Origin of the sequence: Bacillus sp. AY3-1, assembly GCF_008368785.1 — a bacterium.
Classification (GTDB): domain Bacteria; phylum Bacillota; class Bacilli; order Bacillales; family Bacillaceae_G; genus Bacillus_A; species Bacillus_A wiedmannii.
The window spans coordinates 108,171-135,068 of record NZ_QORZ01000019.1 but is presented as its reverse complement, the minus strand read 5'-3'; the positions used below and the strand labels follow the sequence as shown (position 1 = coordinate 135,068).

Sequence of the window (26,898 nt, the reverse complement as noted above, 5' to 3'; positions counted from 1 at the left end):
TAACTCTTCTCTATCTATCTCTTTCAAACAAAATAATGGAGATGATTATTTTAGTAATCATCTCCATTATTTTAACTTGTATTCTCCTATTATGTCTACGTCATAATTTTCACGAAGTCTTCGAGAAATTTTTTATAATGTAATGACCAACCAATTCGCACCCAATTCTTTAAAGATTTTGCATCAGGTTGTGGACGGAAATCAGCAATACTTTCTCCCTTTGCAATTCCTACTGTATCCACATCAACACGACGGTACACATAATCCAAAATAGACGGATTCGCCGCAACCATCATTGTAACAACGTCATGTACTGGGCTACCTGTTATTTTCGGATTTAACTTTTTATACGCTTTATAATAATACGTAAATATCGGTTCAATTAATTTATTAAAACTCGTTTTAGAGTGTTTCGTAATATATTTCACCATTTCTGGCGTAATAATTGCTTCAGATGTAACGTTAAGTGGCACTAATGTCACATTCTTGGCATTTTGCATAACTAATTGGGACGCAATCGGATCACCATGGAAATTCGCCTCTGCGACTGGTGTCACATTGCCGGGCATTAAAAAAGCACCACCCATTATATAATATTCTTTCACATACTTCATCATCGGCTTTTCTAAAATAAATGCTGTCGCTAGTGTCGTTGACCTACCAGCATCAACAATGATTAATTCTCCTTTATACTTTTCAAGAATATCAAAAAAAGCACAAAAAGGTTTTATATTTGGCGAAAAAGCTTTTGGAGGTTTAATTGGTCCTAAACCGTCTGCCCCATGAATTTCTGGATAATACGTTGTAACATCTCCGGATAAAGGAATTTTCGCACCATTAATAACAGGTATATCTTCCCGCCCTGCCATTTGTAGCAAATATGCTGCATTACTTGTCGCCTTTTCTTGTGTTACATTTCCATATCCGGTTACAACACCAACAATATCAATATTAGGATGCATAATTCCGTACATGATGGCTAAAGAGTCATCAATTCCTGGGTCTCCCAAAAATAATACTTTTTTCATCGACCTCAACTCCATCCCCTCAATTGTTATTAATTTATGAATAACCTTACATATACAGAATAAAAAAGAATAAATTCACACAAAAAAACGTAGTCCTCTATAAGGACTACGTTCTTCCTCTAACCTATACTGTTTTTCTTCACAGCACCCATACTTCCAATGATATAAGCTATAAACGCAAAACAAATTGGGAAGACAACTGTATGTATACCGAACGGATTTGGATAGAAAAGATGAATACACATATATGACCCTACCCCAACTAAAATAGAGGCAAGCGCTCCTGTTGCATTTCCTTTTCTCCAATATAAACCTAATACGATTGGCCAAATGAATGCTGCTTCTAACCCACCGAAAGAAAATAAATTTAACCATATTAAAAAATCTGGTGGTTTAATTGCTGCTGCATAAACGAGTAGCCCTACGATACCAGTAATCCACAAACTTCCTTTTCTAATCGTACTGTCTGCTGCATCTTTATTTATGTAATTTACGTATATGTCTTTAATAATTGATGAACTTACAAGTAACAATAATGAGTTTACTGTAGACATAATTGCTGCCATTGGCGCAGCTAAGAAAACTCCAGCTAGCCAAGGTGGCAACACTTCCATCGCGAGTAGCGGCATGACTTTATCCGGTACCGTTATACCCGGAAGTACGACTCGCGCAAATACACCTGTTAAATGCATACCAATCATAATTGTACCTACAACAACCGTTCCGATTATTAACGCTTGATGCATAGCTTTTGAATTTTTATAAGACATAGCACGCACACTAATTTGCGGTAAACCAACAACGCCAATCCCAATTAAAATCCAAAATGATGTCACATATGATTTCGTTAAACTACCATCCGCTCCGAATGGTGTAATTAAATTCGGATTGATTTGAACAAGTTCCTGCATAATTTTTTCAATTCCACCACCGGCAATGACAGTAGCAATTAAAATGATTGTCGTTCCAACTAACATAATAATCCCTAATAACGTATCTGATAAAGCAACTGCACGAAATCCACCAATTAATACGTACACAAGTACAGAAAAAGTAAATAAAAATAGTGCTGTTGTATAAGATAGACCTGTTAGTGATTCAATTAATCGGCCACCGCCGACCCATTGAGCTACTGTTGCTGAAAATAAGAAGATAATAATACATAACGCAGAAAGTATAACAACTGCTTTATTATTGTATCTTCCCTTTAAATAATCGATAAGAGTAATGGCTTCCATCTTCCTAGCGATAATTGCAAACTTTTTACCGATAACCGTTAAAACGATATACCCTGTTACAACTTGAATCGCCGATAATAATACCCATCCGAGGCCCATATTGTACGCAATACCTGGACCACCAATAAAGCTACTAGCACTACCGTACGTAGCAATCATTGTCATCGCTAATAATAAACCGCCAAGTTCGCGCCCACCAAGAAAATATTCTTGTAAAAATTTATTATTAGCAGTCGCTTGTACGCGTCTTGAAGCATATACACCAATTAAAAACACAACGATAAATGAAATTATCATTGGAATGATTACATACCAATTCATCTATTATTCCTCACTTTTTTCTTCCTCATCGAGTGAAATATCTTGAAATACAAAACGAACAACTAAACTAAGTAAAATAACCATAACGATAAATCCAACGATACAGCTATAAAAAAACCATGCTGGAAAACCGAATACATATGTATATTCACTTGGATTTTTACTACCAAGCCCATAAGCAAATCCGTACCATATTATAAAATTGATAATAGCAAGTCCAAGACCAATTAACGCTTCTCTATGGGCAATTCGAAAGCGTGGATCATCATGATAATTCTTCATTTTCTCCCTCCTCTCACGATGTATTATTGTACCATTGTTCTTCTAGTTTTTCCTACTAGAAAGCAAAAACAAGCAGGATTTTTTATAATCATATAGAAGTTTCTCTTACATTACATATTTTTTACAATTGTAACACAAATGAAATTTGAATTTTCAGTATTTGTTAATTATGATTAAAATTAGAGGCTTTCCATCTAGTTCCCACATCCTTGATTTCGGAATAAACGCCGTCTCGTACTGCGTTTACATTATATTTTCAAGGGGGTTATACAATGAGTCAACTAGCTGTAAATCTTCATGAAAAGGTAGAAAAGTTTCTTCAAGGTACAAAAAAGTTATATGTGAATGGATCTTTCATTGAAAACGCTTCCGGAAAAACATTTAAAACACCTAACCCAGCAACCGGCGAAACACTTGCCGTCGTTTCTGAGGCTGGTCGAGAAGATATTCATAAAGCTGTCGTTGCAGCTCGCATGGCTTTCGACGAAGGTCCTTGGTCTCGCATGAGCACTGCTGAGCGAAGCCGTCTTATGTACAAGTTAGCTGATTTAATGGAAGAACATAAAGAAGAGCTCGCACAGCTCGAAACATTAGATAACGGAAAGCCAATCCGTGAAACAATGGCAGCAGACATACCACTTGCAATTGAACATATGCGCTATTATGCTGGCTGGGCTACGAAAATCGTTGGCCAAACAATTCCTGTTTCTGGTAATTACTTTAACTATACACGCCATGAGGCTGTTGGTGTCGTCGGTCAAATTATTCCTTGGAACTTCCCACTTCTTATGGCAATGTGGAAAATGGGAGCAGCGCTTGCTACAGGATGTACAATCGTTTTAAAACCTGCAGAGCAAACTCCACTATCTGCTCTATACTTAGCTGAATTAATTGAAGAAGCTGGATTCCCGAAAGGTGTTATTAATATCGTTCCTGGATTCGGTGAATCAGCTGGACAAGCTCTCGTTAATCATCCACTCGTTGATAAAATTGCATTTACTGGTTCTACTCCAGTCGGTAAACAAATTATGCGACAAGCATCTGAATCATTAAAACGCGTTACACTTGAGTTAGGCGGTAAATCACCAAATATCATCTTGCCAGATGCTGATTTATCTCGCGCGATTCCTGGTGCACTTTCTGGTGTTATGTTTAACCAAGGACAAGTATGCTCTGCTGGATCACGCTTATTTGTTCCGAAGAAAATGTATGATAATGTCATGGCCGATCTCGTCCTCTATTCTAAAAAACTAAATCAAGGTGTCGGTCTTAACCCTGAAACAACAATCGGTCCTCTCGTTTCCGAAGAACAACAAAAACGTGTAATGGGCTACATTGAAAAAGGGATTGAAGAAGGCGCTGAAGTACTTTGCGGAGGAAGCAATCCATTCGATCAAGGCTACTTCGTTTCTCCTACAGTATTCGCTGACGTAAATGACGAAATGACGATCGCAAAAGAAGAAATTTTCGGTCCAGTTATTTCTGCAATACCTTTTAACGATATTGATGAAGTAATTGAACGTGCAAATAAATCACAATTCGGCTTAGCGGCTGGTGTGTGGACAGAAAATGTTAAAACAGCACACTATGTTGCAAGTAAAGTACGTGCTGGTACTGTATGGGTAAACTGTTATAACGTCTTTGATGCAGCATCTCCATTCGGAGGATTTAAACAATCTGGTCTTGGCCGTGAAATGGGATCTTACGCATTAAATAACTATACAGAAGTGAAGAGCGTTTGGCTCAACTTAAATTAATGAAAAAAGAACCTGGCCTATCCGGTCAGGTTCTTTTCATTATGTATTCCTTTAAACTTGTAGCCCTCCGCTCACATTCAATACTTCTCCTGTAATATAGGATGCGTATTCTGACGCTAAAAAGGCAGCTGCGTTCGCAATATCTTCTGGCGTTCCAATTCTACCAACTGGAATCGCGCCAACCATCTTTTCTTTCACTTTATCTGGTATCGTTTTTGTCATATCTGTATCCATAAACCCTGGACAAATCGCATTGCACGTAATGCCGAAGCTTCCAACTTCTTTCGCCGCTGTTTTCGTTAAACCTACAACTCCTGCCTTTGTAGCAGCATAATTCGCTTGACCTATGTTTCCTTCTCTACTAATTGAAGATATATTAATAATGCGTCCATACCCTTGTTGTCTCATGTAAAGAAGCGCTGGCTGCATACAATAAAAAACACCTGTTAAATTTACTTGCAGTACTTGTTCCCATTCTGGTTTCTCCATTTTATGTAACATAGCATCTCGCGTTATTCCTGCATTATTTACTAAAATGTGCAGTGTACCAAATGTTTGGACAGCGTATTCAATTAAGGACTTCGCATCATTTTGATTACTCACATCACAACGATACTGCTTCACTTCATATCCTTCATCTGATAACTCACGTGTCGTTTTTTGTAGCTTCTCTTCATTTACATCGCTAATTAATACTTTAGCCCCTAGTTTTGCATAAACCCTTGCAATCTCTTTTCCAATTCCCTGTGCAGCTCCTGTTACTACAGCTGTTTTCCCATTTAAAAACTCCATCCCTATCCCCCATTTCTATTACTTATACTGTATATTTCGGCTCTTTGCTTCCCAATTCCTCTTTGTATAAAAAAGTCTATTTGTGTCAAACTAACTTTGCAACGTCGCATAAAACACAAGGAGATTGTGTCGAATGAACAAAAAAAATTTCAAGCAAAACAAAGCTGCTGATGGCATTGATGTTGAGTTCTCTCGTGAACTCGCTGACCACAATGACTTAGAAGCGAACGCACGTGCAAATGCCGCTGATGCACGTCAAAAACGCCAGTCAATAGAAAAATAAGGAACGCACAACCTTATTCTTTTCAACAGGGACCTACTACCCAATAAAATAAACCGAGAGATATCCTCTCGGTTTATTTTCTATATTTTTTTATATAATGTGCCAAAGTAAGTAGCGGATATATATATGCATAGCTATGATAACGAATATAAAACCCACCTGGTAAACCTGTTCCGGTAGGATAGTGTTCATTATCATCAGGATTCGCAAGCAAATATGAAATACCTTTTCGAATAGCTGGTGTTTCTTCATCATGGTAAGAAATGAGAGCATCTAACGCCCATGCTGTTTGGGATGGTGTACTAAATGGTAAAGTAACGAACCTTTTTTCCACGCTACTGTGGCACGATTCCCCCCACCCACCATCTTCATGCTGTATATGTTCCAGCCATAAAGCTGCTCTTTTCATTGATGGATTGCTAGATGGAATTCCGAGTGACCGTAAACCAGTCATAACAGCCCACGTACCATATATATAACAAATCCCCCATTTCCCATACCATGATCCATTTTCCTCTTGCACATTCATTAACCAATTTATCGCACTTTGTTTTTGTTTCTCAGGCAATTCATTTTGCGCGTATGTCCCGAAAAGCTCTAACACTCTTCCTGTAATATCTGGTGTGGAAGGATCTGTAATCATATCGCTTGCATTTTCGATTGGTAAATTTGCTAATAAATTGCTCGTCACACCTTTTTCAAACGCTCCCCAGCCACCATCATTATTTTGTAATCCTTTAACCCAATTGACCCCTTTCTTCCAAGCATTATCTACATTTTCGTTCCCTCTACTTCTTGCCAACGCTCTTAGCACAGCTGTTGTATCATCGACATCTGGAATTGTCGTATTCACATCCGAAAAACCCCAACCGCCTGGAGTCAGCGCCGGAGCATGTACGCTCCAATCAGCTTTTTTTGTATGCTGTTTTTTTAATACATACGCTGCTGCATGTTGAATCATCTTATTATCTTTCGAAGCGTGGGCCTCTTGTAACGTATAGCTGAGTAAAGCCGTATCCCATACAGTTGAAGGAGAATTTTGCAAATGATTCCCTCTTTCCATCTTCCATATATAAGATGTTATCCCTGCTATAGCTTTTTGAATCATTGATGATTGAAGAGAATGTCCTAACGCGAGTAAAGCATAAATCATATAAAATGAGGCAGTTGCGTAACTATATAACGTTCCATTTTCATCGATACGCTCTTTCATAAAACGTTCGACTTCCTCATATCCTTTATGGTGTAAAGAAAGTGGATACGATATGATTTGTTTTACATCACTTAATAACGTTTGAAACAACGGAGACCGCTCCTCCCGAAACCATTTCCCGCCCCCGCCTGCGATATGATTTAAATTTGGCAGTAACTTTTTTCCTACTCGAAATCTTTTATTTAAACAAACCATCATGGGAATTAAATGGATACGTGCTGAGCTACTCAATTCAAATATACTGAGGGGTGAATCATTTTGCAGAAACATAATCGGTGTTGGCAAATGAAAGAGCGAAGGGTATTCATATTCTCCATGAATCGCTAATAAAAACTTCGTCATAAAATGAGCACGCGCCACGCCTCCACGTTCCTTAATAAACATTTCGGCTCGCCTCATATTCGCATCTTCTTTTGTATATTTTTTTGAAGCTAGTAAGGCAGCATAAGATTGAATTGTAGCAGATAAATTGCCACCCACTTCATCTTCATACAATTTCCATGTTCCTTCATTTGTTTGAAGTGATGCTAATCTTTTTACAAACGGTTCTATCTCTTTATCTCTACCTAATAATTTTAATAAAAAAATCATATGGCAATCTGTTAATGGTGCTCCTTCAAAGCAAAACTGCCACGTACCATCTTGCCGTTGCATCGTTTGAAGTGCAGTTGTTCTTCTCGCTATTTCTTCATGCACTTTTTCATATAATAACAAGTTACTCACCCACCCTTTCGAAATCCGTATAACGATATTCAAAAAGGTAGCTAAATATGTATGAAAACAAAGAAAAACAGAACATATAAAATGTTCTGCTCATAAGCAATATCCCACTCCGACAATAATCCCTACTAAAGCACCGACTACTACTTCATACGGTGTATGCCCGACAAGTTCATTTAACTTCTTATATTCTGTTTGTCTACCGTGAAAGAACTCATTCAATATTTTCGCTTGTTTACTAACTGCAAGTCTTACTCCTGAAGCATCATACATAACAATTATTGCAAAGATAGCAGCAATAGCAAATAAGGTACTTTCCACACCTTCCACAACGCCAACACCTGTCGCAAGTGCTGTAACAGTTGAAGCATGAGAACTCGGCATCCCACCTGAAGCGAAAAACTTTGCAAAATCAAATTCACCCGTTTTGAATAATTTAAAGACTACTTTCGTTAATTGTGCTAGAAACCATGAAATTACAGCGGCCATAAGCGGATCATTATGTAAAATTGTTTCCACGTTCTCAGCTCCCTACTGACTATAATGGAAATCTATATAGTATCAGTATAAAGAAAAATGCGTAGAAAATACTACGCATTATGATACTTTTGCTGATTTATTTTTTATAAATTTCGGTTGTTTCTGCACTAAAAACTTTGTTTTCGCTATTGAAAACACAAATAATGCAACCCATATACAGAAAAATGCCATCATATGAGTAGATGTGAAATGTTCACCAAATACGAATACACCTAAAATTAAACTAATCGTTGGTGCAATATATTGTAAAAATCCTACCATATACAGCGGAATAAGTTGTGCTCCTTTTGCAAAATAAAAAAGTGGTAAAGCTGTAACAATGCCCGCTCCTATTAATAGTAACGTCGATGACATGGAAATAGATCCAAATGAACCGAATCCATGCGCTCCTGTCATAACGAGATAGATAATCGCAAACGGCGTCACTAACATCGTTTCCATCGTAAGACCAATTGTCGCATCATAGTTTAACAATTTTTTTGTTAATCCATATAATCCAAATGAAAAGGCAAGTGATAAAGAAACCCACGGAATAGATCCGAAACGGACTGTTAAAATGATAACCCCTATTCCAGCTAAACCAACTGCAACATATTGCCAAAAGTTTAACTTTTCCTTTAAAACGACTGTACCAAGTAAAATACTAATAAGCGGATTAATATAATATCCAAGACTTGCTTCAATGACATGATTATGATTAACGGCCCATATGTAGACAAACCAGTTTCCGCTAATCAAGACTGAAGCTATTGTTAATGACATTAATAATTTAGGTCGTTTAAAAAGATTCACGAACTCCCCAATAAACTGACGAAACCTCTTCGTAACACCTAACACAAGTAACATAAAAACGAACGCCCAAACGATGCGGTGTGCTAATATTTCATCTGCTGGAACTTCCTCAACCCATTTCCAATAGATTGGTAGGATTCCCCACATCGTATAAGCACCAGCCGCATATATAATTCCTTTTTTTTGCTGTGCTGATTGACTCCCCATCTTCCCTTTTCTCCTCTTCTCATTTTTCTCCATTATACGGTCCCGCATGCTCACTTTACCAATAATCAATCTGCAATTCTTTCGACATTTCTCATACAGCAAAAAGTAAACATACTGTTATAACGACAAGTAACGGTATACCGAAAACAAATTTCTTTTTATGTGTTTTATGGTGAAACATATACATACCAATCCAAGCACCAACTGCGCCTCCAGCTACCGCTGATAAAAACAACGTACTTTCTGGCGTTCTCCACTGTTTCTTCTTCGCTTTTCGTTTATCAAGCCCCATAAGGCTAAAAGCTATAACGTTAATAATAATAAAATAAATCCATTTCATCGCTTTCTCTCCCTATGAAAAATTCGCTTAATGGTAACATGAAAAAACGATGGAAACAACTGAAGAACACTTTTTATTAATTGGTTACCTTTATATTTAAATAACGAACTAAAATCGCAGTTACAGCAATTAAATAGAAAGATATTATGAGCAGAATCTTATATTGCATTCCCTTCATCCACTACCATATCATCGAAAAAACTTCTCTCAATCTCTTTTTCATCAAAATGAAGAACTACAATTAGTCCTACATATAAAGAAACGAAATTTAGAAACCATTCCCCATTATCATCTTTCTTAGCTAAACATTTAAATATCTCTTGAAATTGCATACGTTCATCTGCAGCAACAACCGGGCGCACACCAAAATATTTCAATACGAAATGTAGGTTCAGCTGCACGGATAATGATAAAATATATTTTAATATCTCCGTATACTCCGCACTATCTTTTTGACTATACAACTTCACAAGCTTTTGATGTAAAGTAGAAATCGATAATTCTTCGTTAGTCACTTTAGTTGCTTCTATCGTTTCAATCATCTTTTTCATATTCATTACATTCACCCCTTCTGCAAAAAAACAAAAGCCAAAGCGTATTTATTTTATAATCAGCAATAATTGAGTATTTTTCATCTCTCGTTCTTCTTCACTAACTAAGTCATACTTCTTTAGAAGATGAAAGACATCATTTAATATTTCCTGTGAATGATTCCCTCGCAAAAATCCCTTCAATCCTGTAAAAATCTCTTTAGGCAAAAAACTCTTCTGACTTTCAAGCTTCTTCATTACATCTTCCATAGAATGATCGATATTACACGCCATACTAAACTTCCCCCTCTATCCTTTATAAATAATATCCTCCGCTAACGATGTAAACACTTCTCCTACAAGAGACTCTTCATCATATACAGATGAACCGTTATTTTCTTCTCGTTTTGCAAAAGGTATTTGTGCAATCACTTCTGTTTGCAATTGTTCTGCAAGCATTTCGCCGCCACCTTTTCCGAAGAGATAATTTTTTGATCCATCTTGTTCTTCATAATAAGCCATATTTTCTACAATCCCTAAAATCTCGTGTTTCGTATGTTTTGCCATAACACCTACTCTAGATGCTACGAATGAAGCTACGTTGTGTGGTGTTGTAACGATAATTTCTTGCGCCTGCGGGATCATTGCTGCAACATCAATAGCTACATCTCCTGTGCCAGGTGGTAAATCAAGAAGTAAATAATCTAATTCTCCCCAGTGCGTATTCGCAAGGAAATTTTGAATCCATTTATTTAACATCGGTCCGCGCCACATAACTGGGTTATTTCCTTCCGTAAAAAATCCCATCGACATAATTTTAACACCGTGACTAACAACTGGAATTGCTGTTTGATCAATCATCGTCGGTTTTTGATTCGTTTCCATCATAGCTGGAATGCTAAAACCATATATATCTGCATCTAATATCCCCACTTTTTTGCCCATACGAGCTAAAGCAGTGGCAAGGTTAATTGTCACCGTTGATTTTCCAACTCCACCTTTACCGCTCGTTACAGTAATAAATCGTACCCCTGAATCAAGGCGAAGCATGCTCGGCATTCCAGTTTCTGTTCTACTATTTTTCTTTAACTTCTCTGTTAGCGCAGCTCGTTCTTCTTGTGTCATAGAACCAAATGTCAAATCTACTTTAGATGCACCAATTGTCTGAAGAGACTCTTCCACATCTTGTTGAATTTTTGCCTTTAATGGACAACCTTGAATCGTTAGCACTACTTCAAGTTTAACCTCTGTTCCATTCATTTGTATATTTCTAACCATATTTAATTCTACAATACTTTTGTGTAACTCCGGATCCTCTACATGTTTTAATGCGTTCATTATTTGTTCTTGAGTAATCATAGAACTCATCCCTTCTCGTATTCGAATTTATATACAACATCTTCTTGACGAAAAAGCTTATTATCCCCCACTAACGGGCGGGATTAATGCGACTATATCTCCAGCTTTTATCATCTCTTCATCCGTTACAAACTCTTCATTAACAGCCACCATCACTCTATCAAGCGATTGTAAGCAATAGCTTGCTTTGAGCCATTCTTTTAATTGCTGAACTGTCATTTCTTGCTTTTCTAAAATTACTAGTCGATCCGATCCGACTTCCTCACGTAAATTTGCGAACAATAAAATTGTAATCATCTTCTCATTCTTCTTTCTTCGGTTTTCCTTCTGGATATGCCGTATTTTCAAGTTGATCTCCAATCCACATCGTCCCATCTTCCCAAAATTCTTTTTTCCAAATTGGGACGATTCGTTTTATACGTTCAATCGCGTATTCATTCGCTTCATACGCTACTTTACGATGCGGTGATGAAACTGCAATAACGACCGCAATATCCATGATTTCTAACCGCCCTACTCGGTGCGTAATTGCTACTTTTGCGTCCGGCCATTTTCCATTAATTTCTTCACCAATTTTCGTAAGTTGTTTTACTGCCATCGGTTTATATGCTTCATACTCTAAATGTAATGTTCGTTTTCCTTTTGTTAACTCTCTCACCGTACCAATAAAAGTTGTAATTGCACCTACTTCTCTTCTTGCGACTTTATTCGTTACTTCTTCAACTACAATCCGTATATCTACAATCTCAAATAGCGCTTGTCCCATTAGAAACACCTCTCACTTTATAAAATGACCAAGGCCATTCACTACCTTCGTTATCTTCCAGCAAGAGAACATCTACGAACATATCTTTTTTATAACCTCTCGTACCACCTGGAAGTACAATAAATATATTTGTCTCTGCTAGAGAAGAAACCGAGCTAGATTTATCAAACCCTGACGGATAAGCGATTAATTGCCCTTCGTTATATGTCAGTTTTGCTCGCACAAATCTAGTAAATGGATTTGGTTTTAAAAAATCTTCTCCTAATAACGCTTTTTCTCTTTTTACATGTGCTTTTTCACTAAACATATACGTCCGAATACACGGTCTTACAAATAATTCAAATCCTACGTAACAAGCAGATGGATTTCCTGATAAACCAAATAATAACTTGCCATTTAATTGCGCTACAGTCGTAACACTTCCTGGCCGCATTGCAACTTTATTGAAAAGAACCGATGCACCTAACTTTTCGTAAATAGCTGGTAAATAATCGTAATCCCCCACTGATACACCGCCTGTTGTAATGAGCATATCCACTTGGCTTAACGCTTCTTTTACAGCTGTGAAACATGTATGAAAATCATCGCTAAACTTACCAAAATATTTTACTCTTCCGCCCGCTCTTCGAATTTGAGACAATATCATATACGTATTACTATTTCGGATTTCCCCTGGCTGTAATGAATCATTTACATCCAGTAATTCACTACCAGTCGCTAACAATCCAATTACAGGCTTTCTCGCCACTGGTACCTCACTATATCCGAACGTAGCAAGAAGAGCTGAAATCCCTGGATGAATGTATGATCCTTTTTTTGCAAGAACCGTTCCTTTACGAGCATCTTCACCTTGAAAAGAAATATTGTCGCCCATTTTGAATGATCGCTTCACTTCCATATAATTGTTGCCAGCTTCCTCATATTGACGAGTCAGCTCTAACATAACAACCGCATCACACCCATTCGGAATTTGTGCTCCCGTCATAATTCGAACCGCTTGAAACGGACCTACTTTCTCGTGGAATATTGATCCCGCACCAATTTCACCAACTACTTCAAACACAATTGGCGTTTCATAACCCGCTAAATTCGTATCTTCTGCTCTAATAGCAAATCCGTCATACGGTGAACGATTGAATGAAGGTACATCATGGTCAGCTATTAAATCCTCCGCTAATATACGTCCGTAAGCTAATTCAATAGGTAGTAACTCCTTTAATCCCTCATTAGCAAATCCCATTACTTTACGAACAGCTTCTTCAACCGTAATTGGTACTCTTCTTTCCATTATTGACAACCCTTTCTATTAACCGAATACGCGATAATATAATTGTTTCGCTTTCGAAATATCATTTGTACCATGAATGAAAACACGACCATCTCGAAAAATAACGACGCGGTAATCATTTAGTTGGCAAGATAGTAAATACGGATTCCGATCTACTTTCCCTAGTTTGTTTAATACTTTTTCTATATCGTCAAAATCGTACTTCCTATTTTCTACCGGCCTAATTTGCACTGTATTTCTTCCGCATAAAGCAGCTACCTTCGTTTGGTTTTCGTATGATAAATAAGGATAAGTTCGATGCGAACCGCACGAAGGGCAATCGTCTGTTTTGATTTTCCCTAGTTTTATAAAATGGTTTTGATTACTCCATATATCAAACATGCAAAATGTTTTTCTAATTGCTGAGAAATCTCCTACTAAAATTTTGAATGCTTCCGCCACTTGATATGCTGCGACAACTTGAACAGTCGGGCTAATAATTCCAGCTGTATCACATGTCACACCTGTAACAGGAACGTTCTTCAGCACACAATGTAAACACGGTGTCTCTTGCGGAATAACCATATAACTCATACCGTACGATCCAACGCAAGAACCATATATCCAAGGAATATTATGTTTTTGTGATAAATCATTTATTACAAATCGAATATCGAAATTATCTGTTGCATCAATTATTACATCTACATTTTTTAATAGGTCTTCCATATTTTCTGCAACTGCATCCATTACGAAAGCATGTATTTGTACTTCCGAATTAATTTGTTCTAGCCGATTTTTAGCAGCAATTGCTTTCGGTATTTTCTCTCTCGCATCTTGTTCAGAGTACAATTGTTGCCTTTGTAAATTACTCCATTCAACGTAGTCACGATCAATAATCGTCAACTTGCCAATACCTGCACGTACGAAACTTTCGGCACTTGCACTTCCTAATGCGCCTGCTCCTACAATTAACACATGTTTATTTCGAATTTTTTCTTGCCCTCTACTCCCAATCGGTTTGAACAACTGTTGTCGTGAATACCGCTCAGCCATTACATACCCTTCCTCTCAAGAACTCTATTTCATATTAGAATGTTGTTTTTGATAACAAGCAAAGTAAGCAAATCCAACAAATCCAGCTCCTCCAATTACATTTCCGATAAAGACAGGAACAAAATTTCTAGCAAGATCCATCCACGTCAGATGACCTGCAAAAATAACTGCCGAGATGACAAACATATTTGCTACCACTTGCTGAAATCCAATCACTACAAATGCCATAATCGGGATCCAAATTCCGATTATCTTTCCGACCAAATCACTCGTCCCATAAGCGAGCCAAAGCGCAAGACAAACGAGCCAATTACATCCAATCGCTAAAATTAAAGTTCTCCCAAATGATTCATGTAATTTCCCTTCCGCTATCGCTACCGTTTTATTTAAATAATCTCCCTCTGTTAATCCGCCAAGATGACCGAAACAATACGCAACAAAAATAGCTCCCACGAAATTCATGAAAGTAATCCAAACCCAATTATTTAGTACACTTACCAATGTAATTTTCTTTGCATATAGCGCCATAGAAAGTGACATCATATTTCCAGTAATTAATTCTCCTCCCGCTAATACGACGAGCATTAGTCCAACAGGAAAAACTGCTCCTCCTAATACATTGACTAAACTCCCCCAGCGCTCAGGTAAATTACCTAAAACACGAATGTTAAGCAAAAAACCGAGCGAAATAAACGCTCCTCCTAAAAAACCGAGAATAAGCATTGCTGGCAACGTCTGACTTACTTTTTGAACACCGGCCTCAATTACGAGTTCAGCAATTTGTTCCGGTTTATGAAATGCCATTACTAATTCCTCCATTTTCTCCAAATAAAAAAGCAGCTTCAAAAAACCTCCTCAAAATAAAGGTTTTTGAATGCTGCTTAATATCTCTGCACATCTTTTACAGAGATATCAATCATCACTTTTACTATAAAATAGAAAATCTACAAACGTTGCATACTTTCCATTTTGTATATACTTCCTCATAGCGTCACTTATATATATCAACCACCAATATGTGACATTTCAATTTTAGGTATTCTTTTTTTACTTGTATTATTTAAGCGTTCATCTGAATAACGATCTTCTCGGTTGTTCCATATATCACGTACGATATATGTTATTTCCTCGTCAGTGTATCCAGATCGAAGTAGTTCTCTCAAGTCATTTCCTTTAGAAGCGAACAAACAAGTATATAATTTTCCTTCTGCAGAAATACGTGCTCTCGTACATGATGAACAGAAGGAATCTGTTACTGATGAAATAATACCTATTTCTTCATCACTTCCAATATAACGATAGCGAGTAGCAACTTCACCTGCATAATTCGCTTCTATCCGTTCTAATGGCATAACTTGATGAATGGCATCTACTATCTCTTGTTTCGAGACGACCTCTTTTAATTCCCAACCGTTATAATTCCCAACGTCCATATACTCAATAAAACGAAGAATATGTTTATTTCCCTTAAAGTATTGCGCCATCTGCAAAATATCTTGTTCATTTTTTCCTTTTTGAACGACCATGTTTATTTTAATTTTCATACCAACTTCAGCTGCAGCCTGTATTCCTTCCAGAACCCTTTGCACTTTGCTTCTATTACCATTCAAATAGAAAAATCGCTCTTCTTCTAAGGAATCTAAACTAACTGTCACACGTGATAAACCCGCCTTATATAAATCAGGAGCAAACTTTTTCAGTAGTGATCCATTGGTTGTTAAACCGATATCCTCCACACCATCTATTTTATTAAGGCGCTCAATAAGCTGCGGAAGACCTCTTCGAAGTAACGGTTCTCCGCCCGTAATTCGTAACTTTCTTACACCTAAAGAAACAAAAATACGTGTTATCCTTTCAATCTCATCAAAAGATAAAATTTTATCATTAGACAAAAACGAATAATCCGGACCAAATATTTCTTCTGGCATACAATAGCGACAGCGAAAATTACAGCGATCAGTAACAGAAATACGTAAATCCTTTAAAGGGCGTTGTAGTTTGTCTAATGTGACAGATTTCATATTTATTGCCTCGCTTTTACTTATTTTATATTTATAACACGCTCTGGATGCGTATATACATTTAAGGATTGATTCCGAATAAACCCTATCGTAGTAATACCTAATTCTTCTGCTAGCTGCAAAGCCAACTCGGTTGGAGCTGATTTTGACAATATAATTTCACAACCGATCTTTGCAACTTTCAATAATATTTCCGAAGAAATACGACCACTAAAAACAATAATTTTATCTTTTATAGAAATATTATTTTTTAAACAATAACCGTAAATTTTATCTAATGCATTATGTCTACCGATATCCATTCGGCTTAAAATAATGCCATTCACATCACACAAAGATGCATTATGAACGCCACCTGTATGTTGAAATGTCTCTGCAGATTGCTGCATTTCTTTCATTAATCGAAAGCAGTCTTCTGCAGCAACCTGTACATGGACACCATTCATTTTTTTAGCGCTTAGTGCATCATTTGCAAAAACAAACCCTTGTCTACTCATACCACAGCATGAAGTAATATAACGTTTATTTTGCATTTGTTCGTAATACGGATTCACCTTTTTCGTTGTGACATGTACAAATCCTTCTTTCTCTTGTACCCATATGTCATCAATATCTTCATACTTCCGAATAATCCCTTCAGATGCCAAGAACCCGATTACCATATCTTCTATATATTCTGGAGTACTAACCATTGTAACAAACTCCTGTCCGTTCATTTTAATCGTGACAGGAAACTCTGTTACAATACTGTCCTCTATATGTTTAAACGCCCCTTGTTCATAACGAAAGATTTCTCTTTCTACCTGTATCGGTTTCACGATCAGTATCCTTCTCTCACGTTATATTTTTATCAAAAACAAATACCGAAACTGCAATATCTTCTTCTACTTTCATATCTGAAAATAAATTCACTAATTTCGCACCTACAAGTTCCTCCAAATGTTCACGGGAATTCGCAGCATACACTTCTTGAATCATTTTCGTTCTAGCCATATGAACCATTTCCGCACCGTCCATCGTACTTGAAATGAATTTTTCAGTAGGTGTTAAGTTTCCGTAAAGGGTCGCAATCGCCATATTTTCAGCAAAAACAGTATGAATTCGTTCTGGTCCTTTTCCGAAAAGTTCCTTTCGAAGTTTTCGTATCATATCATTAAATTCATGTACTTTTTTTGACATACAATTATACCTCCCAAAAATCCTCATTTTACTTTATTATATATTTTACCAAAATGACCCTCTTCCGCCCAAAATATTTCGTACAAACATTTGGGCGAAAAGATTCACTTCATGAAGATTATTCGTCTTTTAACCCTTTACCCATACCTTTTAAGAAATGAAGCCCAAACCCGATAGCACGGTTAATATCTGGGTCTTTCAATACTTTCATAAGGTCAAATACCCCTACTTTTTTATTACTCTCTAGATGTTCATTACCTTCTTCTAACCCTACTAATAAGCTACCTATAAGCTTTTTCGTAAGTTCTGGATCAAGTTCTGTTAAAGCACCCGCAGCACCCATCATATTATTAATTAAATTCGTAACAGGCTCACGAGTCACTTGGCCAAGTACAATCTTTGCGATCGGTTCTTTCGCCTTTAACATAGAATTTGCAGCTTCTAGCATTCCGATGTCATTTAATTCCCCAACAATATTAAACATTTGATTTAAAGCCTCTTCATTATTAGCTAGAAGCTCTTTTAAATCATCCAATTTTTGCTGTTTTATTTCTTCCTCAGTTAATTCTTGTTTTTGAATCACTTTTATAGGTGCAGCCATATTTTTCTCCTCCTACTTATCCGTTAAATGCACATACCCTGGACGTGCCCACTTACGATTTACCTCAATACCAGCTTGAGGATGACGTTTTTTGTTACGCGGGTTCGCTTTTGGCATCGGATTTGCGCCATCAACTTCTAGCACTTCCATACGCACTTTCGTTTGTTTATAAGCAGGTGTGTTCGTACGTACGTCCACAGCAGGACCTGTTAAGAAATTAATTGCTGTTTCATTATCTGTAGAGTTCATCGGTAAATATAACTCATTCGCTTTTACACGGTCTGTTACAAGTGCACGTAATTTTAATGCTCCAAAAGGAGAAACAAGACGAACTAATGAACCTGTTTTCACTCCACGTTCTTTTGCAAGTGCTGGAGAAACTTCTACAAACACACCAGGTACTTTCGTTTGAATACCTGTTGATTTATTTGTCATATTCCCTTCATGGAAATGCTCAAGCATACGACCGTTATTAATGTGAAGATCGAACTCCGCTGGGAATTCAGCTGGACGTACCCAGTCAGCAATCGCAAAACGAGCTCTTTTATCTGGGAAGTTAAATCCATCTTGGAACAGAAGTGGTGTATTCGTTCCATCAAAACTTCCCCAATGGAAACTATTCCACCCTTCAAGTACTTCATAGTTTGCTTGTGAGAATAGTGGTGATAAACTTGCCATTTCAGCAAAAATTTCACTTGGATGGCTATAATTCCAGTTTGCACCTAATTTATTCGCAATCTCCTGCACAATCCACCAATCTGGCTTCGCATCTCCAAGCGTAGGAAGAACTTGATACAATCTTTGTACACGACGCTCTGTATTTGTGAAAGTACCTTCTTTCTCAAGAGACGGTGCTGCCGGTAATACAACATCTGCATATTGAGCAGTTTTAGATAAGAAAACGTCTTGTACAACGAAGAAATCAAGGCTTGATAACACTTCATGTACGTGGTTCGCATTAGAGTCTACAAGAGCCATATCCTCTCCGACAAGATACATAGCTTTCATTTTCCCTTCATCAATTGCTTGAAGCATTTCAATATTATTAAGACCTGGTTCACTATTAATTTTCACTCCGTAAGCCATTTCAAATTTCGCACGTTCCATATCGTTAGTAACGTGCTGATATCCAGGAAGCCATCCTGGTAAAGTACCCATATCACAAGCACCTTGTACGTTATTATGACCTCGAAGTGGATATGCACCAGCACCTGGACGACGATAATTACCTGTTGCAAGCAGTAAGTTTGAAATCGCAGCGGAAGTATCCGATCCACCTGTATTTTGCGTTACTCCCATACCCCAAAGGATACATGTACCATCTGCATCACGAATCATTTCAGCCATTTGAATAAGTATTTCTTTTGAAATACCAGTCATTTCTTCTGCATATTCAAGTGTATATTCTGTAAGACTCTCTTTAAAATCTTCAAAGAAGTTTACATTCTCATCAATAAATCGTTGATCGTGCCAGCCTTGGTCAATCATATATTTCGTAACAGCCATTAACCATACTTGATCTGTTCCTTGTTTTGGACTAATAAAAACGTCTGAACGCTCTGCCATTTCTGTTTTACGAAGATCAGCCACAATTAATTTTTGTCCGTGTAATTTATGCGCACGTTTAATACGTGTAGCTAAAACAGGATGACCTTCTGTCGGATTACAACCTACAATAATAACAAGACCGGATTTTGCGATATCTTTAATCGTTCCAGCATCTCCGCCCATACCAATTGTACGGAATAATCCGTCTGTCGCTGGCGATTGACAATAACGTGAGCAGTTATCAATATTATTCGTTTCAAATACTTGTCGAGCTAATTTCTGAATTACATAATTGTCTTCATTCGTAATTTTAGATGAAGAAATAAAGCCGACAGCATCTTTACCGTATTCTTCTTTAATAGATCCTAATTTACTTGCAACTACATTTAGTGCTTCTTCCCATGTAGATTCAACAAACGTTCCATTTTTACGAATTAAAGGTTTCGTAATTCTTTCTTTAGAATTTACGAAATCCCAACCGAATTTTCCTTTTACACAAGTAGAAATTGCGTTAACTGGCGCATCAGAAGAAGGTTGTACTTTAAGGATTTTACGCCCTTTCGTCCACACTTCAAATGAACAACCTACACCACAAAATGTACATACTGTTTTCGTTTTCTTCGTACGAGTATCACGCATAGCCGCTTCCACTTCTGATACCGCAAAAATGCCGCTATATCCAGGCTCAACTTCTTTAATTAAATCTACCATCGGTTCAAGAATATCTGTTTTTAATCCCGTCATAAATCCAGCTTCACCGAGCATCGTTTTCTCCATTAAAGCATTACAAGGACAAATGGTTACACATTGACCACAGCTCACGCATGAAGAATCATTAATATTTACTCCTTCATCCCAAATAACTCGTGGACGTTCCGCTTCCCAGTCTATTGATAACGTTTCATTTACTTGTAAGTTTTGACAAACCTCAACACATTGACCGCATGCAATACATTGATTAGGATCGTAGCGATAAAACGGATGCGTCATATCAACTTCACTTGCATCTACTTTTGGTTCATAAGGATATTTTTGATGTTCAATCTCCATTAATTCTGCTGTATTATGCAGTTTACAGTTCCCATTGTTGTTGTCACATACTGTACAGTATAATAAATGATTTTCTAGTAACCTATCCATTGCCTCTGTTTGTGCTTCTTTGGCATGAGCAGAATTACGTTCAATGTTCATACCTTCTGTCACTACTGCCGAACAAGAGCGCACTAACTTTCCGTTAACCTCTACAATACAAGTGTCACATGTTTGAATAGGATCTACTTCTGGCACGTAACAAATTTGCGGATGTTCAATCCCGTTCTCATTAATAACACCCAATATCGTTGAACCAGGCTCCGCTGTATACTTTTTTCCGTCAATTGTAATATGAACCATGTTGTTATTCATGGTCTTTCCCCCTTTTTGAGAATAAAAAAACTCCACCACGAAAATATACGCACCACATTTCGGCACGTTATTATCATGGTGGAGTAGTTTATTAGCACATCTTGCTAAAATACCAATCCATTTATTCATAAATAAAACGATAGATTCATAACAGGTCATATCACGATTCCATCTTTAACACTATAATTATAGCGTTAAAGATGGAAATATACAATATAAAATTTAAACTACGCATATGTCAGCACGGAACTATCCATAATAACCCATATAAAACATAACAAGGAGTAAGCGAACAAATGGGGTCTTTTAATAAATGGATACGTGGTGAAAAATCTTTCTCTGCACAAGAACAAGCTGATCACCTTTTAAATAAATCTATCTCTTCCTCTCTTTCCCTTAATCTAAAGCACTTGTCCAAACTTTTTAGCGGTATTCCAGAATTAATTACACGTACTTTTCCGTTAAAAAACGGAAAAGAAGCTGCAATTATATATAAGAAGCTGCAATTATATATATGGAAGGACTTGTAGACAAAACCGTTATTAACATTGATATTCTTCGACCTCTCCTATTTAAAGAGTGGAATGAAGTTGATTGTTGGGAATCCTCAGTTACAGTCGGGAATATAAAGAAAGTTCAGCAGTGGTCCGACATTGAACATTCCCTTTTACATGGTAAAAGCATTTTATTTATAAATGGACAACTTACAGCATTAGAACTAGATACGCAATCGGCGCCAAAAAGAAGTATTGAAGAACCTACAACAGAAACTGCTATAAAAAGCTCCCACGAAGGATTTAATGAAGTAGCGAGCGACAGTCTTGCACTTATTCGTCGATATATTCCAAATCGCGAATTGAAAGTGAAGGAATTCACTGTTGGTGAACGAGCTACTTCAAAGGTTTTTTTGCTGTACTTAGCAGACGTTGCAAACGAAGACGTTGTACAAGAAATGGCATGCCGTATCGAATCAATGAAAGTGGATGCCATTATTACTACCGGAGAATTAGAAGGGTTTGTTGAAGATAATTCCTATACTCTCTTTCCGCAATTATCAATAACCAAACGTCCTGATACAACGGCCCATCACATTTTGGATGGACGAATTGCTGTTGTTGTAGACCGCTCACCCGGCGTATTAATTGGACCTATGACCTTTTCATCTTTTTTTCAGACGATAGATGATTACAGCTTCCGGCCAATGATTCCATCTTTCATACGACTACTTCGTTTTACCGGACTATTTATTGCAATATTTGCTCCAGCTCTTTATATTGCTATGATTTCCTTTCATTATGAAGTGATTCCACTTAAATTATTGTTAACAATTGGAGAATCTCGAGCTAAAATTCCTTTCCCCCCCTATATTAGAAGCACTTTTGATGGAACTAGTACTTGAAATGCTCCGCGAAGCTGCGGTTCGGCTTCCTGGTCCCGTTGGACAAACGATTGGAGTCGTAGGAGGGATTGTCATTGGACAAGCTGCTGTCCAAGCAGGAATAGTAAGTAATGTTATGGTTATCGTCGTATCTATTACTGCAGTCGCTTCTTTTATCATCCCTAACATGGAAATGTCAGCAGGAATTCAGCTTCTTCGCTTTCCAATGATGATAACCGCTTCTTTGTTTGGGATCATTGGAATTATGGTCGGGATGGCAGTTATCATCATCCATATTCTTTCTATGGAATCACTTGGTGTTCCTTATGGTAGTCCTTTTTCTCCGTCATTTGCTTCAGATTTAAAAGACATTCTTGTACGTTTACCATGGAAACTAATGAAGAAACGACCACTATCCCTTAACTTAAAACAAGAGAATCGACAACGCGATATAGAAGAAACGGAAGAAGATAAGTGACAAAGCGTGCAAAGAGGGAGATTAGTTTATTTCAATACATTTTAACGATTAGTGGTGTTCAAGTAGGGTTCGGTGTACTTACACTGCCACGTGAAGTTGCGCAAGGGGCGAATACAGATGGCTGGATGTCTATTATAATAGGATGCGCTATCACTACTTTAGTCAGTCTATGTATTGTAAAAATTATGGAAAAAAAATCCCAGTTATACTTTACTTGATGTGCTAACTCGTTATCTTGGGAAGTGGCTAGGAAGAGTAGGAATGATTTTTTGGATTTTATATGCTGTTCTTGCAGCTGTATCCTTAATTTTTTCCCTCTTATACGTTATTCACATTTGGATTTTACCTAGATCTCCAATGTTTTTAATCATGATGTTATTATCTATCCCAATGGTTATGCTCGCATGTAAAGGTGTTCTTATTATTAGCCGCTATGCTGTTTTTACTGTCTTATTTACACTCTGGATGCCATTGCTATTATTTATCCCACTTAAAGACGGGCATTGGGTTTATCTTCTTCCTCTCCTTAAAGAGGGATGGCTACCAGTTTTCAACACAGTAAAATCAACTATTATTGCCTTTCTCGGATTTGAGTTTGCATTTGTCCTTTATCCTTATCTCAGTAATAAATCATCTGCAAAAAAAGGAATCGTTATTGCAAATATGATTACTTTATTCGTTTACCTGCAAGTTACGTTCGTTTCTTTCGTTTATTTTAGCCCAGATGGTATAACTAAGTTTTTATGGCCCACTCTTTCTCTTGTTACACCATTTCACTTTTCATTTCTGGAACGGTTTGAAATTATCTTTTTGTCATTTTATCTCTTCATTATTTTTGATTCTTGCATTCCTTATATTTTCACTGCTTCAGATGGAATCAATCAGTTACTTAACCAAAAAGGGAGTTCATTACCTGTTTGGTTTTTATTATTCGGGTGTGTTTTCGTTTTATTTTTTTATATCCCATCCTCGTATCAAATAAGTGCATTGCGGAAATTTTGGGGAACTGCAAGTTATTTTATCGTTTTTCTATTCCCAGTCGTATTTCTCTTATACATGACACTTTATCAGCATTGGAAAAGGAGAAAAATTTAAATGAGACGCTTTATTTTCACTATATTTTGCTTTCTCATAACCTCTTTAACAGGATGTGGAGGAGATCGGCTCGACCTAGAAAAACAATCCATTTCATTAATTTACGGGTTTGACGCAAAAGCAAAAGGAAAATTAATTGTATACCACGTAAACCCTATTTTTAATGAAGATGTGGAGAAAAAATACGAAACTCATGAAGCGACAGTACATACCCCTCGAGAAGCAAAAGCAACATTTAATAGTTCAAGTAGCGGTTTAGTATCTACAGAAAAGTTACAACTCATTTTATTTAGCACGAAATTTTTAAAACAAGAAGGAGCTATGCCTTACCTTGATGTTTGGTATCGCGACCCTAAAAATACTGGAAATATGCGCATGGTTGCAGTAGACGGTCCAATCTCTTCAGTTATATATAATAATTTCAAAGATAAACCTGCCCTTCCCGAGTATTTAACAGATTTAATTAATACGAACAAACTATACAATCGAACCGTGTTTACGACATTCCATGAATTTCATAGGCAAACTTTTAATAAAGGTATAACACCTGCTATCTCAGAAATAAAAAAAGGTAAAAAAGATATTCTCGTTACCGGCTCTGCATTATTAACTTCTCGTGGAATCTATAAAATGTCTTTAAATCGCTATGAAAGTGCCCTTCTTCTTATGTTGCAAAAAAAAGCGAATATACCTGTTTCACTTACACTGAAAATCCCTTCTCATTCAGTTGAAAGTAATAGTCATCGAAAAGATACAGAAGGTGACGATTTCGTAACAATAAATGTTCTTAGCATGAATCGTGACATTCACACAGGCTATAGCGACAATCACTTCAAATTTAATATTGTAATGGATTTTAAAATTTCCGTATCTGAACTTACATTCAACATGGATATAGATAAAGATAGAAAGAAATTAACTTCACTTATTACAAAACAACTAAACAAAGACTTAAACGATTTAATCCAAAAAATTCAAAAACAACAACTCGATCCATTCGGATTTGGTGATTATGCGAGAGCATTTCAATATAAAGAATGGAAAACGGTTGAAGACGATTGGCCGAGTGCCTTTTCAAAGGCTAATGTGAAAGTAGCACCTACTATTAAAATTTTAGAGAACGGGATTATTAAATAATAAAAACACGCTATCTGTTCTTATACTTATAAGAACAGATAGCGTGTTTTCCTTTACATTACAAGTATTATTTCAACAGACTATACTCTTATTATGTGATTAATAAATAATAAAAACACGCTATCTGTTCTTAAAGAACAGATAGCGTGTTTTCCTTTACATTACAAGTATTATTTCAACAGACTATACTCTATTTCTGTTTCTAACATTACTATGTTTTTTTGCGTATATAAAATATATAAAAACACCAATTATAATCCATGCCACAAAACTAATTAAAGTAAGCTTAGAAAGGTTCAAAGCTAAATATATACAACTTACTATTGCAACGATAGGTAAAAAAGGTACTAGGGGCGCACGGAATGGTCTTTTCATATTAGGATGTGTCTTCCTTAATACAATGACAGCTATAGATACAAAAACAAATGCTGTTATCGTTCCCATATTCACTAAATTAGCCAATAAATTCAAATCCACTAATCCCGCTAATAAAGCTGCTAGTATACCTGTAACCCATGTATTAAAAAATGGCGTTTGTAAACGTTTATGAACACTGGAAAGTCTTTTTGGTAACAACCCATCTCGACTCATCGAGTAAGATACACGAACAAATGCAAACATAGCTACTAACAGAACTGTCGTTAGCCCCGCTATTGCCCCCACCGATAACAAGCCAGCAATTCTATCTTCTCCTACAGTGCGCAACGCATATGCAACTGGATCAGCAACATTCAACTCCGTAAACGGAACCATTCCAGTCAACACGAATGAAACTCCTACATATAGAACGGTACAAATGAATAAAGAAACAAGTAGCCCAATCGGTACGTTACGCTGTGGACGCTTCACTTCCTCTGCAGCTGTTGCAACTGCATCAAATCCTAAAAAAGCAAAGAATACAGTGGCTGCTCCTCCTACCACACCGTGAAAACCAAACGGTAGAAATGGTTGCCAATTTTCTGGTTTTACATATTGTGTCCCTACAATAATAAATCCTACAATAACAGCCAGTTTAATAATAACCATTATATTATTAATTCGGGCACTTTCTTTTGCACCACGACTTAATAAAAATGTGACAACTAAAATAATCAGAACCGCTGGTAAATCAATAATTCCACCCTTCCCCATGCCAGGTGCTGATGCAAAGGTTGTAGGGAGGTGAATATTAAACCCTAGTAGCAATGACTGAAAATAAGCTGACCATCCTGCTGCCACCGCAGAAGTTGCTAATAAGTACTCCAACATCACACACCAACCAACAATAAATGCAAAAATCTCACCTAATGTCATATATGTATACGAATATACACTTCCTGAAACTGGAACTGCAGATGCAAATTCAGCATAACAGAAAGCTACACATGCACATACAATGGCCGCTAATATAAATGATAATACAATCGCTGGACCAGCATGTTTCGCCGCTACGATACCAGTTAATACAAAAATCCCTGTACCAATAATCGCTCCAATTCCTAAAAGAGTTAAATCAATCGCTCCTAAAGTTTGATTCAATACTTTTTTCTTTTCTTCATCCATTGTTTTCTTTATTAAAAGACTCAT

25 protein-coding genes and 2 pseudogenes are annotated in these 26,898 nt (G+C 36.9%); 5 read left to right on the top strand and 22 right to left on the bottom strand.

The window, feature by feature from the left end:
- Positions 1 to 95: 95 nt before the first annotated feature.
- From DN389_RS20710 to DN389_RS20700, 3 genes are all read right to left on the bottom strand, one after another.
- The gene (locus DN389_RS20710) at positions 96 to 1,028 is read right to left on the bottom strand and encodes a nucleoside hydrolase (RefSeq protein WP_000756440.1); all 933 of its coding nucleotides are present in this window, start codon (positions 1,026 to 1,028) and stop codon (positions 96 to 98) included.
- 119 nt (positions 1,029 to 1,147) lie between these two features.
- Positions 1,148 to 2,587, bottom strand: a complete 1,440-nt coding sequence (gene panF / locus DN389_RS20705) for a sodium/pantothenate symporter (RefSeq protein ID WP_097858310.1) — start codon at positions 2,585 to 2,587, stop codon at positions 1,148 to 1,150.
- A gap of 3 nt (positions 2,588 to 2,590) precedes the next feature.
- Positions 2,591 to 2,869, bottom strand: coding sequence for a YhdT family protein (locus DN389_RS20700; protein WP_000800722.1), 279 nt, complete (start codon positions 2,867 to 2,869; stop codon positions 2,591 to 2,593).
- Positions 2,870 to 3,141: 272 nt separating this feature from the next.
- Between DN389_RS20700 and dhaS the strand changes: the two genes are divergently transcribed.
- Positions 3,142 to 4,626 (top strand): aldehyde dehydrogenase DhaS, encoded by a 1,485-nt coding sequence (gene dhaS, locus DN389_RS20695; protein ID WP_149237533.1) that lies wholly within the window; start codon positions 3,142 to 3,144, stop codon positions 4,624 to 4,626.
- 51 nt (positions 4,627 to 4,677) lie between these two features.
- Here dhaS and fabG read toward each other — a convergent pair whose 3' ends face one another.
- Positions 4,678 to 5,418, bottom strand: coding sequence for a 3-oxoacyl-ACP reductase FabG (fabG, locus tag DN389_RS20690; RefSeq protein WP_000395032.1), 741 nt, complete (start codon positions 5,416 to 5,418; stop codon positions 4,678 to 4,680).
- 133 nt (positions 5,419 to 5,551) lie between these two features.
- Here fabG and DN389_RS20685 point away from each other — a divergent pair, with 133 nt between their 5' ends.
- A complete protein-coding gene (locus DN389_RS20685; protein ID WP_060487356.1) occupies positions 5,552 to 5,701 on the top strand; it encodes a YfhD family protein in 150 nt (49 codons plus the stop codon).
- Positions 5,702 to 5,774: 73 nt separating this feature from the next.
- Here DN389_RS20685 and DN389_RS20680 read toward each other — a convergent pair whose 3' ends face one another.
- From DN389_RS20680 to fdhF, 17 genes are all read right to left on the bottom strand, one after another.
- On the bottom strand, positions 5,775 to 7,628 hold the full coding sequence (locus DN389_RS20680) for a terpene cyclase/mutase family protein (protein ID WP_075311542.1): 1,854 nt from the start codon (positions 7,626 to 7,628) through the stop codon (positions 5,775 to 5,777).
- 99 nt (positions 7,629 to 7,727) lie between these two features.
- Positions 7,728 to 8,153 carry a divergent PAP2 family protein gene (locus DN389_RS20675; protein ID WP_000447816.1) on the bottom strand — a complete coding sequence of 142 codons (426 nt, stop codon included), beginning with the start codon at positions 8,151 to 8,153 and terminating at the stop codon, positions 7,728 to 7,730.
- 78 nt (positions 8,154 to 8,231) lie between these two features.
- Positions 8,232 to 9,173 carry an EamA family transporter RarD gene (gene rarD, locus DN389_RS20670; protein ID WP_000535553.1) on the bottom strand — a complete coding sequence of 314 codons (942 nt, stop codon included), beginning with the start codon at positions 9,171 to 9,173 and terminating at the stop codon, positions 8,232 to 8,234.
- Between the two features lie 91 nt (positions 9,174 to 9,264).
- Positions 9,265 to 9,513: a DUF1294 domain-containing protein gene (locus DN389_RS20665; RefSeq protein WP_000871331.1), complete on the bottom strand. Its 249-nt coding sequence runs from the start codon at positions 9,511 to 9,513 to the stop codon at positions 9,265 to 9,267.
- A 158-nt stretch (positions 9,514 to 9,671) separates the two neighbouring features.
- Positions 9,672 to 10,070, bottom strand: a complete 399-nt coding sequence (locus DN389_RS20660; RefSeq protein ID WP_060487358.1) for a nucleoside triphosphate pyrophosphohydrolase family protein — start codon at positions 10,068 to 10,070, stop codon at positions 9,672 to 9,674.
- 42 nt (positions 10,071 to 10,112) lie between these two features.
- Complete coding sequence (locus DN389_RS20655; protein WP_098191202.1) at positions 10,113 to 10,337, bottom strand: group-specific protein; 225 nt, start codon at positions 10,335 to 10,337, stop codon at positions 10,113 to 10,115.
- Between the two features lie 15 nt (positions 10,338 to 10,352).
- Positions 10,353 to 11,402, bottom strand: a complete 1,050-nt coding sequence (locus DN389_RS20650) for a P-loop NTPase (protein WP_149237532.1) — start codon at positions 11,400 to 11,402, stop codon at positions 10,353 to 10,355.
- Between the two features lie 60 nt (positions 11,403 to 11,462).
- Positions 11,463 to 11,699 (bottom strand): molybdopterin converting factor subunit 1, encoded by a 237-nt coding sequence (gene moaD / locus DN389_RS20645; RefSeq protein WP_000628496.1) that lies wholly within the window; start codon positions 11,697 to 11,699, stop codon positions 11,463 to 11,465.
- Between the two features lie 4 nt (positions 11,700 to 11,703).
- A complete protein-coding gene (gene moaE / locus DN389_RS20640) occupies positions 11,704 to 12,168 on the bottom strand; it encodes a molybdopterin synthase catalytic subunit MoaE (protein WP_149237531.1) in 465 nt (154 codons plus the stop codon).
- Positions 12,149 to 13,456, bottom strand: coding sequence for a molybdopterin molybdotransferase MoeA (moeA, locus tag DN389_RS20635; protein WP_149237530.1), 1,308 nt, complete (start codon positions 13,454 to 13,456; stop codon positions 12,149 to 12,151). Before moeA ends, moaE begins: the two co-directional genes overlap by 20 nt.
- An 18-nt stretch (positions 13,457 to 13,474) precedes the next feature.
- Complete coding sequence (locus tag DN389_RS20630; protein ID WP_149237529.1) at positions 13,475 to 14,491, bottom strand: molybdopterin-synthase adenylyltransferase MoeB; 1,017 nt, start codon at positions 14,489 to 14,491, stop codon at positions 13,475 to 13,477.
- Positions 14,492 to 14,515: 24 nt separating this feature from the next.
- Positions 14,516 to 15,295 (bottom strand): formate channel, encoded by a 780-nt coding sequence (locus tag DN389_RS20625; protein WP_033662741.1) that lies wholly within the window; start codon positions 15,293 to 15,295, stop codon positions 14,516 to 14,518.
- Positions 15,296 to 15,495: 200 nt separating this feature from the next.
- Positions 15,496 to 16,512: a GTP 3',8-cyclase MoaA gene (moaA, locus tag DN389_RS20620; protein WP_218943860.1), complete on the bottom strand. Its 1,017-nt coding sequence runs from the start codon at positions 16,510 to 16,512 to the stop codon at positions 15,496 to 15,498.
- A 20-nt stretch (positions 16,513 to 16,532) separates the two neighbouring features.
- A complete protein-coding gene (gene fdhD, locus DN389_RS20615; RefSeq protein ID WP_097917346.1) occupies positions 16,533 to 17,330 on the bottom strand; it encodes a formate dehydrogenase accessory sulfurtransferase FdhD in 798 nt (265 codons plus the stop codon).
- Positions 17,331 to 17,346: 16 nt separating this feature from the next.
- Positions 17,347 to 17,691 (bottom strand): Na-translocating system protein MpsC family protein, encoded by a 345-nt coding sequence (locus DN389_RS20610; RefSeq protein WP_000039582.1) that lies wholly within the window; start codon positions 17,689 to 17,691, stop codon positions 17,347 to 17,349.
- 118 nt (positions 17,692 to 17,809) lie between these two features.
- Positions 17,810 to 18,292, bottom strand: a complete 483-nt coding sequence (locus tag DN389_RS20605) for a helical membrane plugin domain-containing protein (RefSeq protein ID WP_087981472.1) — start codon at positions 18,290 to 18,292, stop codon at positions 17,810 to 17,812.
- 12 nt (positions 18,293 to 18,304) lie between these two features.
- Positions 18,305 to 21,244 carry a formate dehydrogenase subunit alpha gene (gene fdhF, locus DN389_RS20600; RefSeq protein WP_098191196.1) on the bottom strand — a complete coding sequence of 980 codons (2,940 nt, stop codon included), beginning with the start codon at positions 21,242 to 21,244 and terminating at the stop codon, positions 18,305 to 18,307.
- 296 nt (positions 21,245 to 21,540) lie between these two features.
- On the opposite strand from fdhF, the pseudogene DN389_RS20595 reads away from it, so the two are divergent.
- From DN389_RS20595 to DN389_RS20585, 3 genes and pseudogenes are all read left to right on the top strand, one after another.
- Positions 21,541 to 23,100 (top strand): annotated as a pseudogene (locus DN389_RS20595) (spore germination protein).
- Positions 23,097 to 24,195 (top strand): annotated as a pseudogene (locus DN389_RS20590) (endospore germination permease). Before DN389_RS20595 ends, DN389_RS20590 begins: the two co-directional pseudogenes overlap by 4 nt.
- On the top strand, positions 24,196 to 25,332 hold the full coding sequence (locus tag DN389_RS20585) for a Ger(x)C family spore germination protein (RefSeq protein WP_149237527.1): 1,137 nt from the start codon (positions 24,196 to 24,198) through the stop codon (positions 25,330 to 25,332). It abuts the pseudogene before it with no gap.
- A 183-nt stretch (positions 25,333 to 25,515) separates the two neighbouring features.
- On the opposite strand, the gene DN389_RS20580 is transcribed toward DN389_RS20585, so the two are convergent.
- On the bottom strand, positions 25,516 to 26,898 hold the full coding sequence (locus DN389_RS20580) for an APC family permease (RefSeq protein ID WP_098189442.1): 1,383 nt from the start codon (positions 26,896 to 26,898) through the stop codon (positions 25,516 to 25,518).

Bases quoted from the DNA above. Each gene is read 5' to 3' on its own strand.
- DN389_RS20585 (WP_149237527.1), top strand. From the start codon at position 24,196: ATGAGACGCTTTATTTTCACTATATTTTGCTTTCTCATAACCTCTTTA.
- DN389_RS20685 (WP_060487356.1), top strand. From the start codon at position 5,552: ATGAACAAAAAAAATTTCAAGCAAAACAAAGCTGCTGATGGCATTGAT.
- dhaS (WP_149237533.1), top strand. From the start codon at position 3,142: ATGAGTCAACTAGCTGTAAATCTTCATGAAAAGGTAGAAAAGTTTCTT.
- DN389_RS20700 (WP_000800722.1), bottom strand. From the start codon at position 2,869: ATGAAGAATTATCATGATGATCCACGCTTTCGAATTGCCCATAGAGAA.
- DN389_RS20605 (WP_087981472.1), bottom strand. From the start codon at position 18,292: ATGGCTGCACCTATAAAAGTGATTCAAAAACAAGAATTAACTGAGGAA.
- DN389_RS20630 (WP_149237529.1), bottom strand. From the start codon at position 14,491: ATGGCTGAGCGGTATTCACGACAACAGTTGTTCAAACCGATTGGGAGT.
- DN389_RS20650 (WP_149237532.1), bottom strand. From the start codon at position 11,402: ATGATTACTCAAGAACAAATAATGAACGCATTAAAACATGTAGAGGAT.
- moaA (WP_218943860.1), bottom strand. From the start codon at position 16,512: ATGAAATCTGTCACATTAGACAAACTACAACGCCCTTTAAAGGATTTA.
- panF (WP_097858310.1), bottom strand. From the start codon at position 2,587: ATGAATTGGTATGTAATCATTCCAATGATAATTTCATTTATCGTTGTG.
- moeA (WP_149237530.1), bottom strand. From the start codon at position 13,456: ATGGAAAGAAGAGTACCAATTACGGTTGAAGAAGCTGTTCGTAAAGTA.
- fdhF (WP_098191196.1), bottom strand. From the start codon at position 21,244: ATGAATAACAACATGGTTCATATTACAATTGACGGAAAAAAGTATACA.
- moaE (WP_149237531.1), bottom strand. From the start codon at position 12,168: ATGGGACAAGCGCTATTTGAGATTGTAGATATACGGATTGTAGTTGAA.
- DN389_RS20625 (WP_033662741.1), bottom strand. From the start codon at position 15,295: ATGGCATTTCATAAACCGGAACAAATTGCTGAACTCGTAATTGAGGCC.
- DN389_RS20665 (WP_000871331.1), bottom strand. From the start codon at position 9,513: ATGAAATGGATTTATTTTATTATTATTAACGTTATAGCTTTTAGCCTT.
- DN389_RS20660 (WP_060487358.1), bottom strand. From the start codon at position 10,070: ATGAATATGAAAAAGATGATTGAAACGATAGAAGCAACTAAAGTGACT.
- DN389_RS20655 (WP_098191202.1), bottom strand. From the start codon at position 10,337: ATGGCGTGTAATATCGATCATTCTATGGAAGATGTAATGAAGAAGCTT.
- DN389_RS20610 (WP_000039582.1), bottom strand. From the start codon at position 17,691: ATGTCAAAAAAAGTACATGAATTTAATGATATGATACGAAAACTTCGA.
- DN389_RS20580 (WP_098189442.1), bottom strand. From the start codon at position 26,898: ATGAGTCTTTTAATAAAGAAAACAATGGATGAAGAAAAGAAAAAAGTA.
- rarD (WP_000535553.1), bottom strand. From the start codon at position 9,173: ATGGGGAGTCAATCAGCACAGCAAAAAAAAGGAATTATATATGCGGCT.
- fabG (WP_000395032.1), bottom strand. From the start codon at position 5,418: ATGGAGTTTTTAAATGGGAAAACAGCTGTAGTAACAGGAGCTGCACAG.
- DN389_RS20710 (WP_000756440.1), bottom strand. From the start codon at position 1,028: ATGAAAAAAGTATTATTTTTGGGAGACCCAGGAATTGATGACTCTTTA.
- moaD (WP_000628496.1), bottom strand. From the start codon at position 11,699: ATGATTACAATTTTATTGTTCGCAAATTTACGTGAGGAAGTCGGATCG.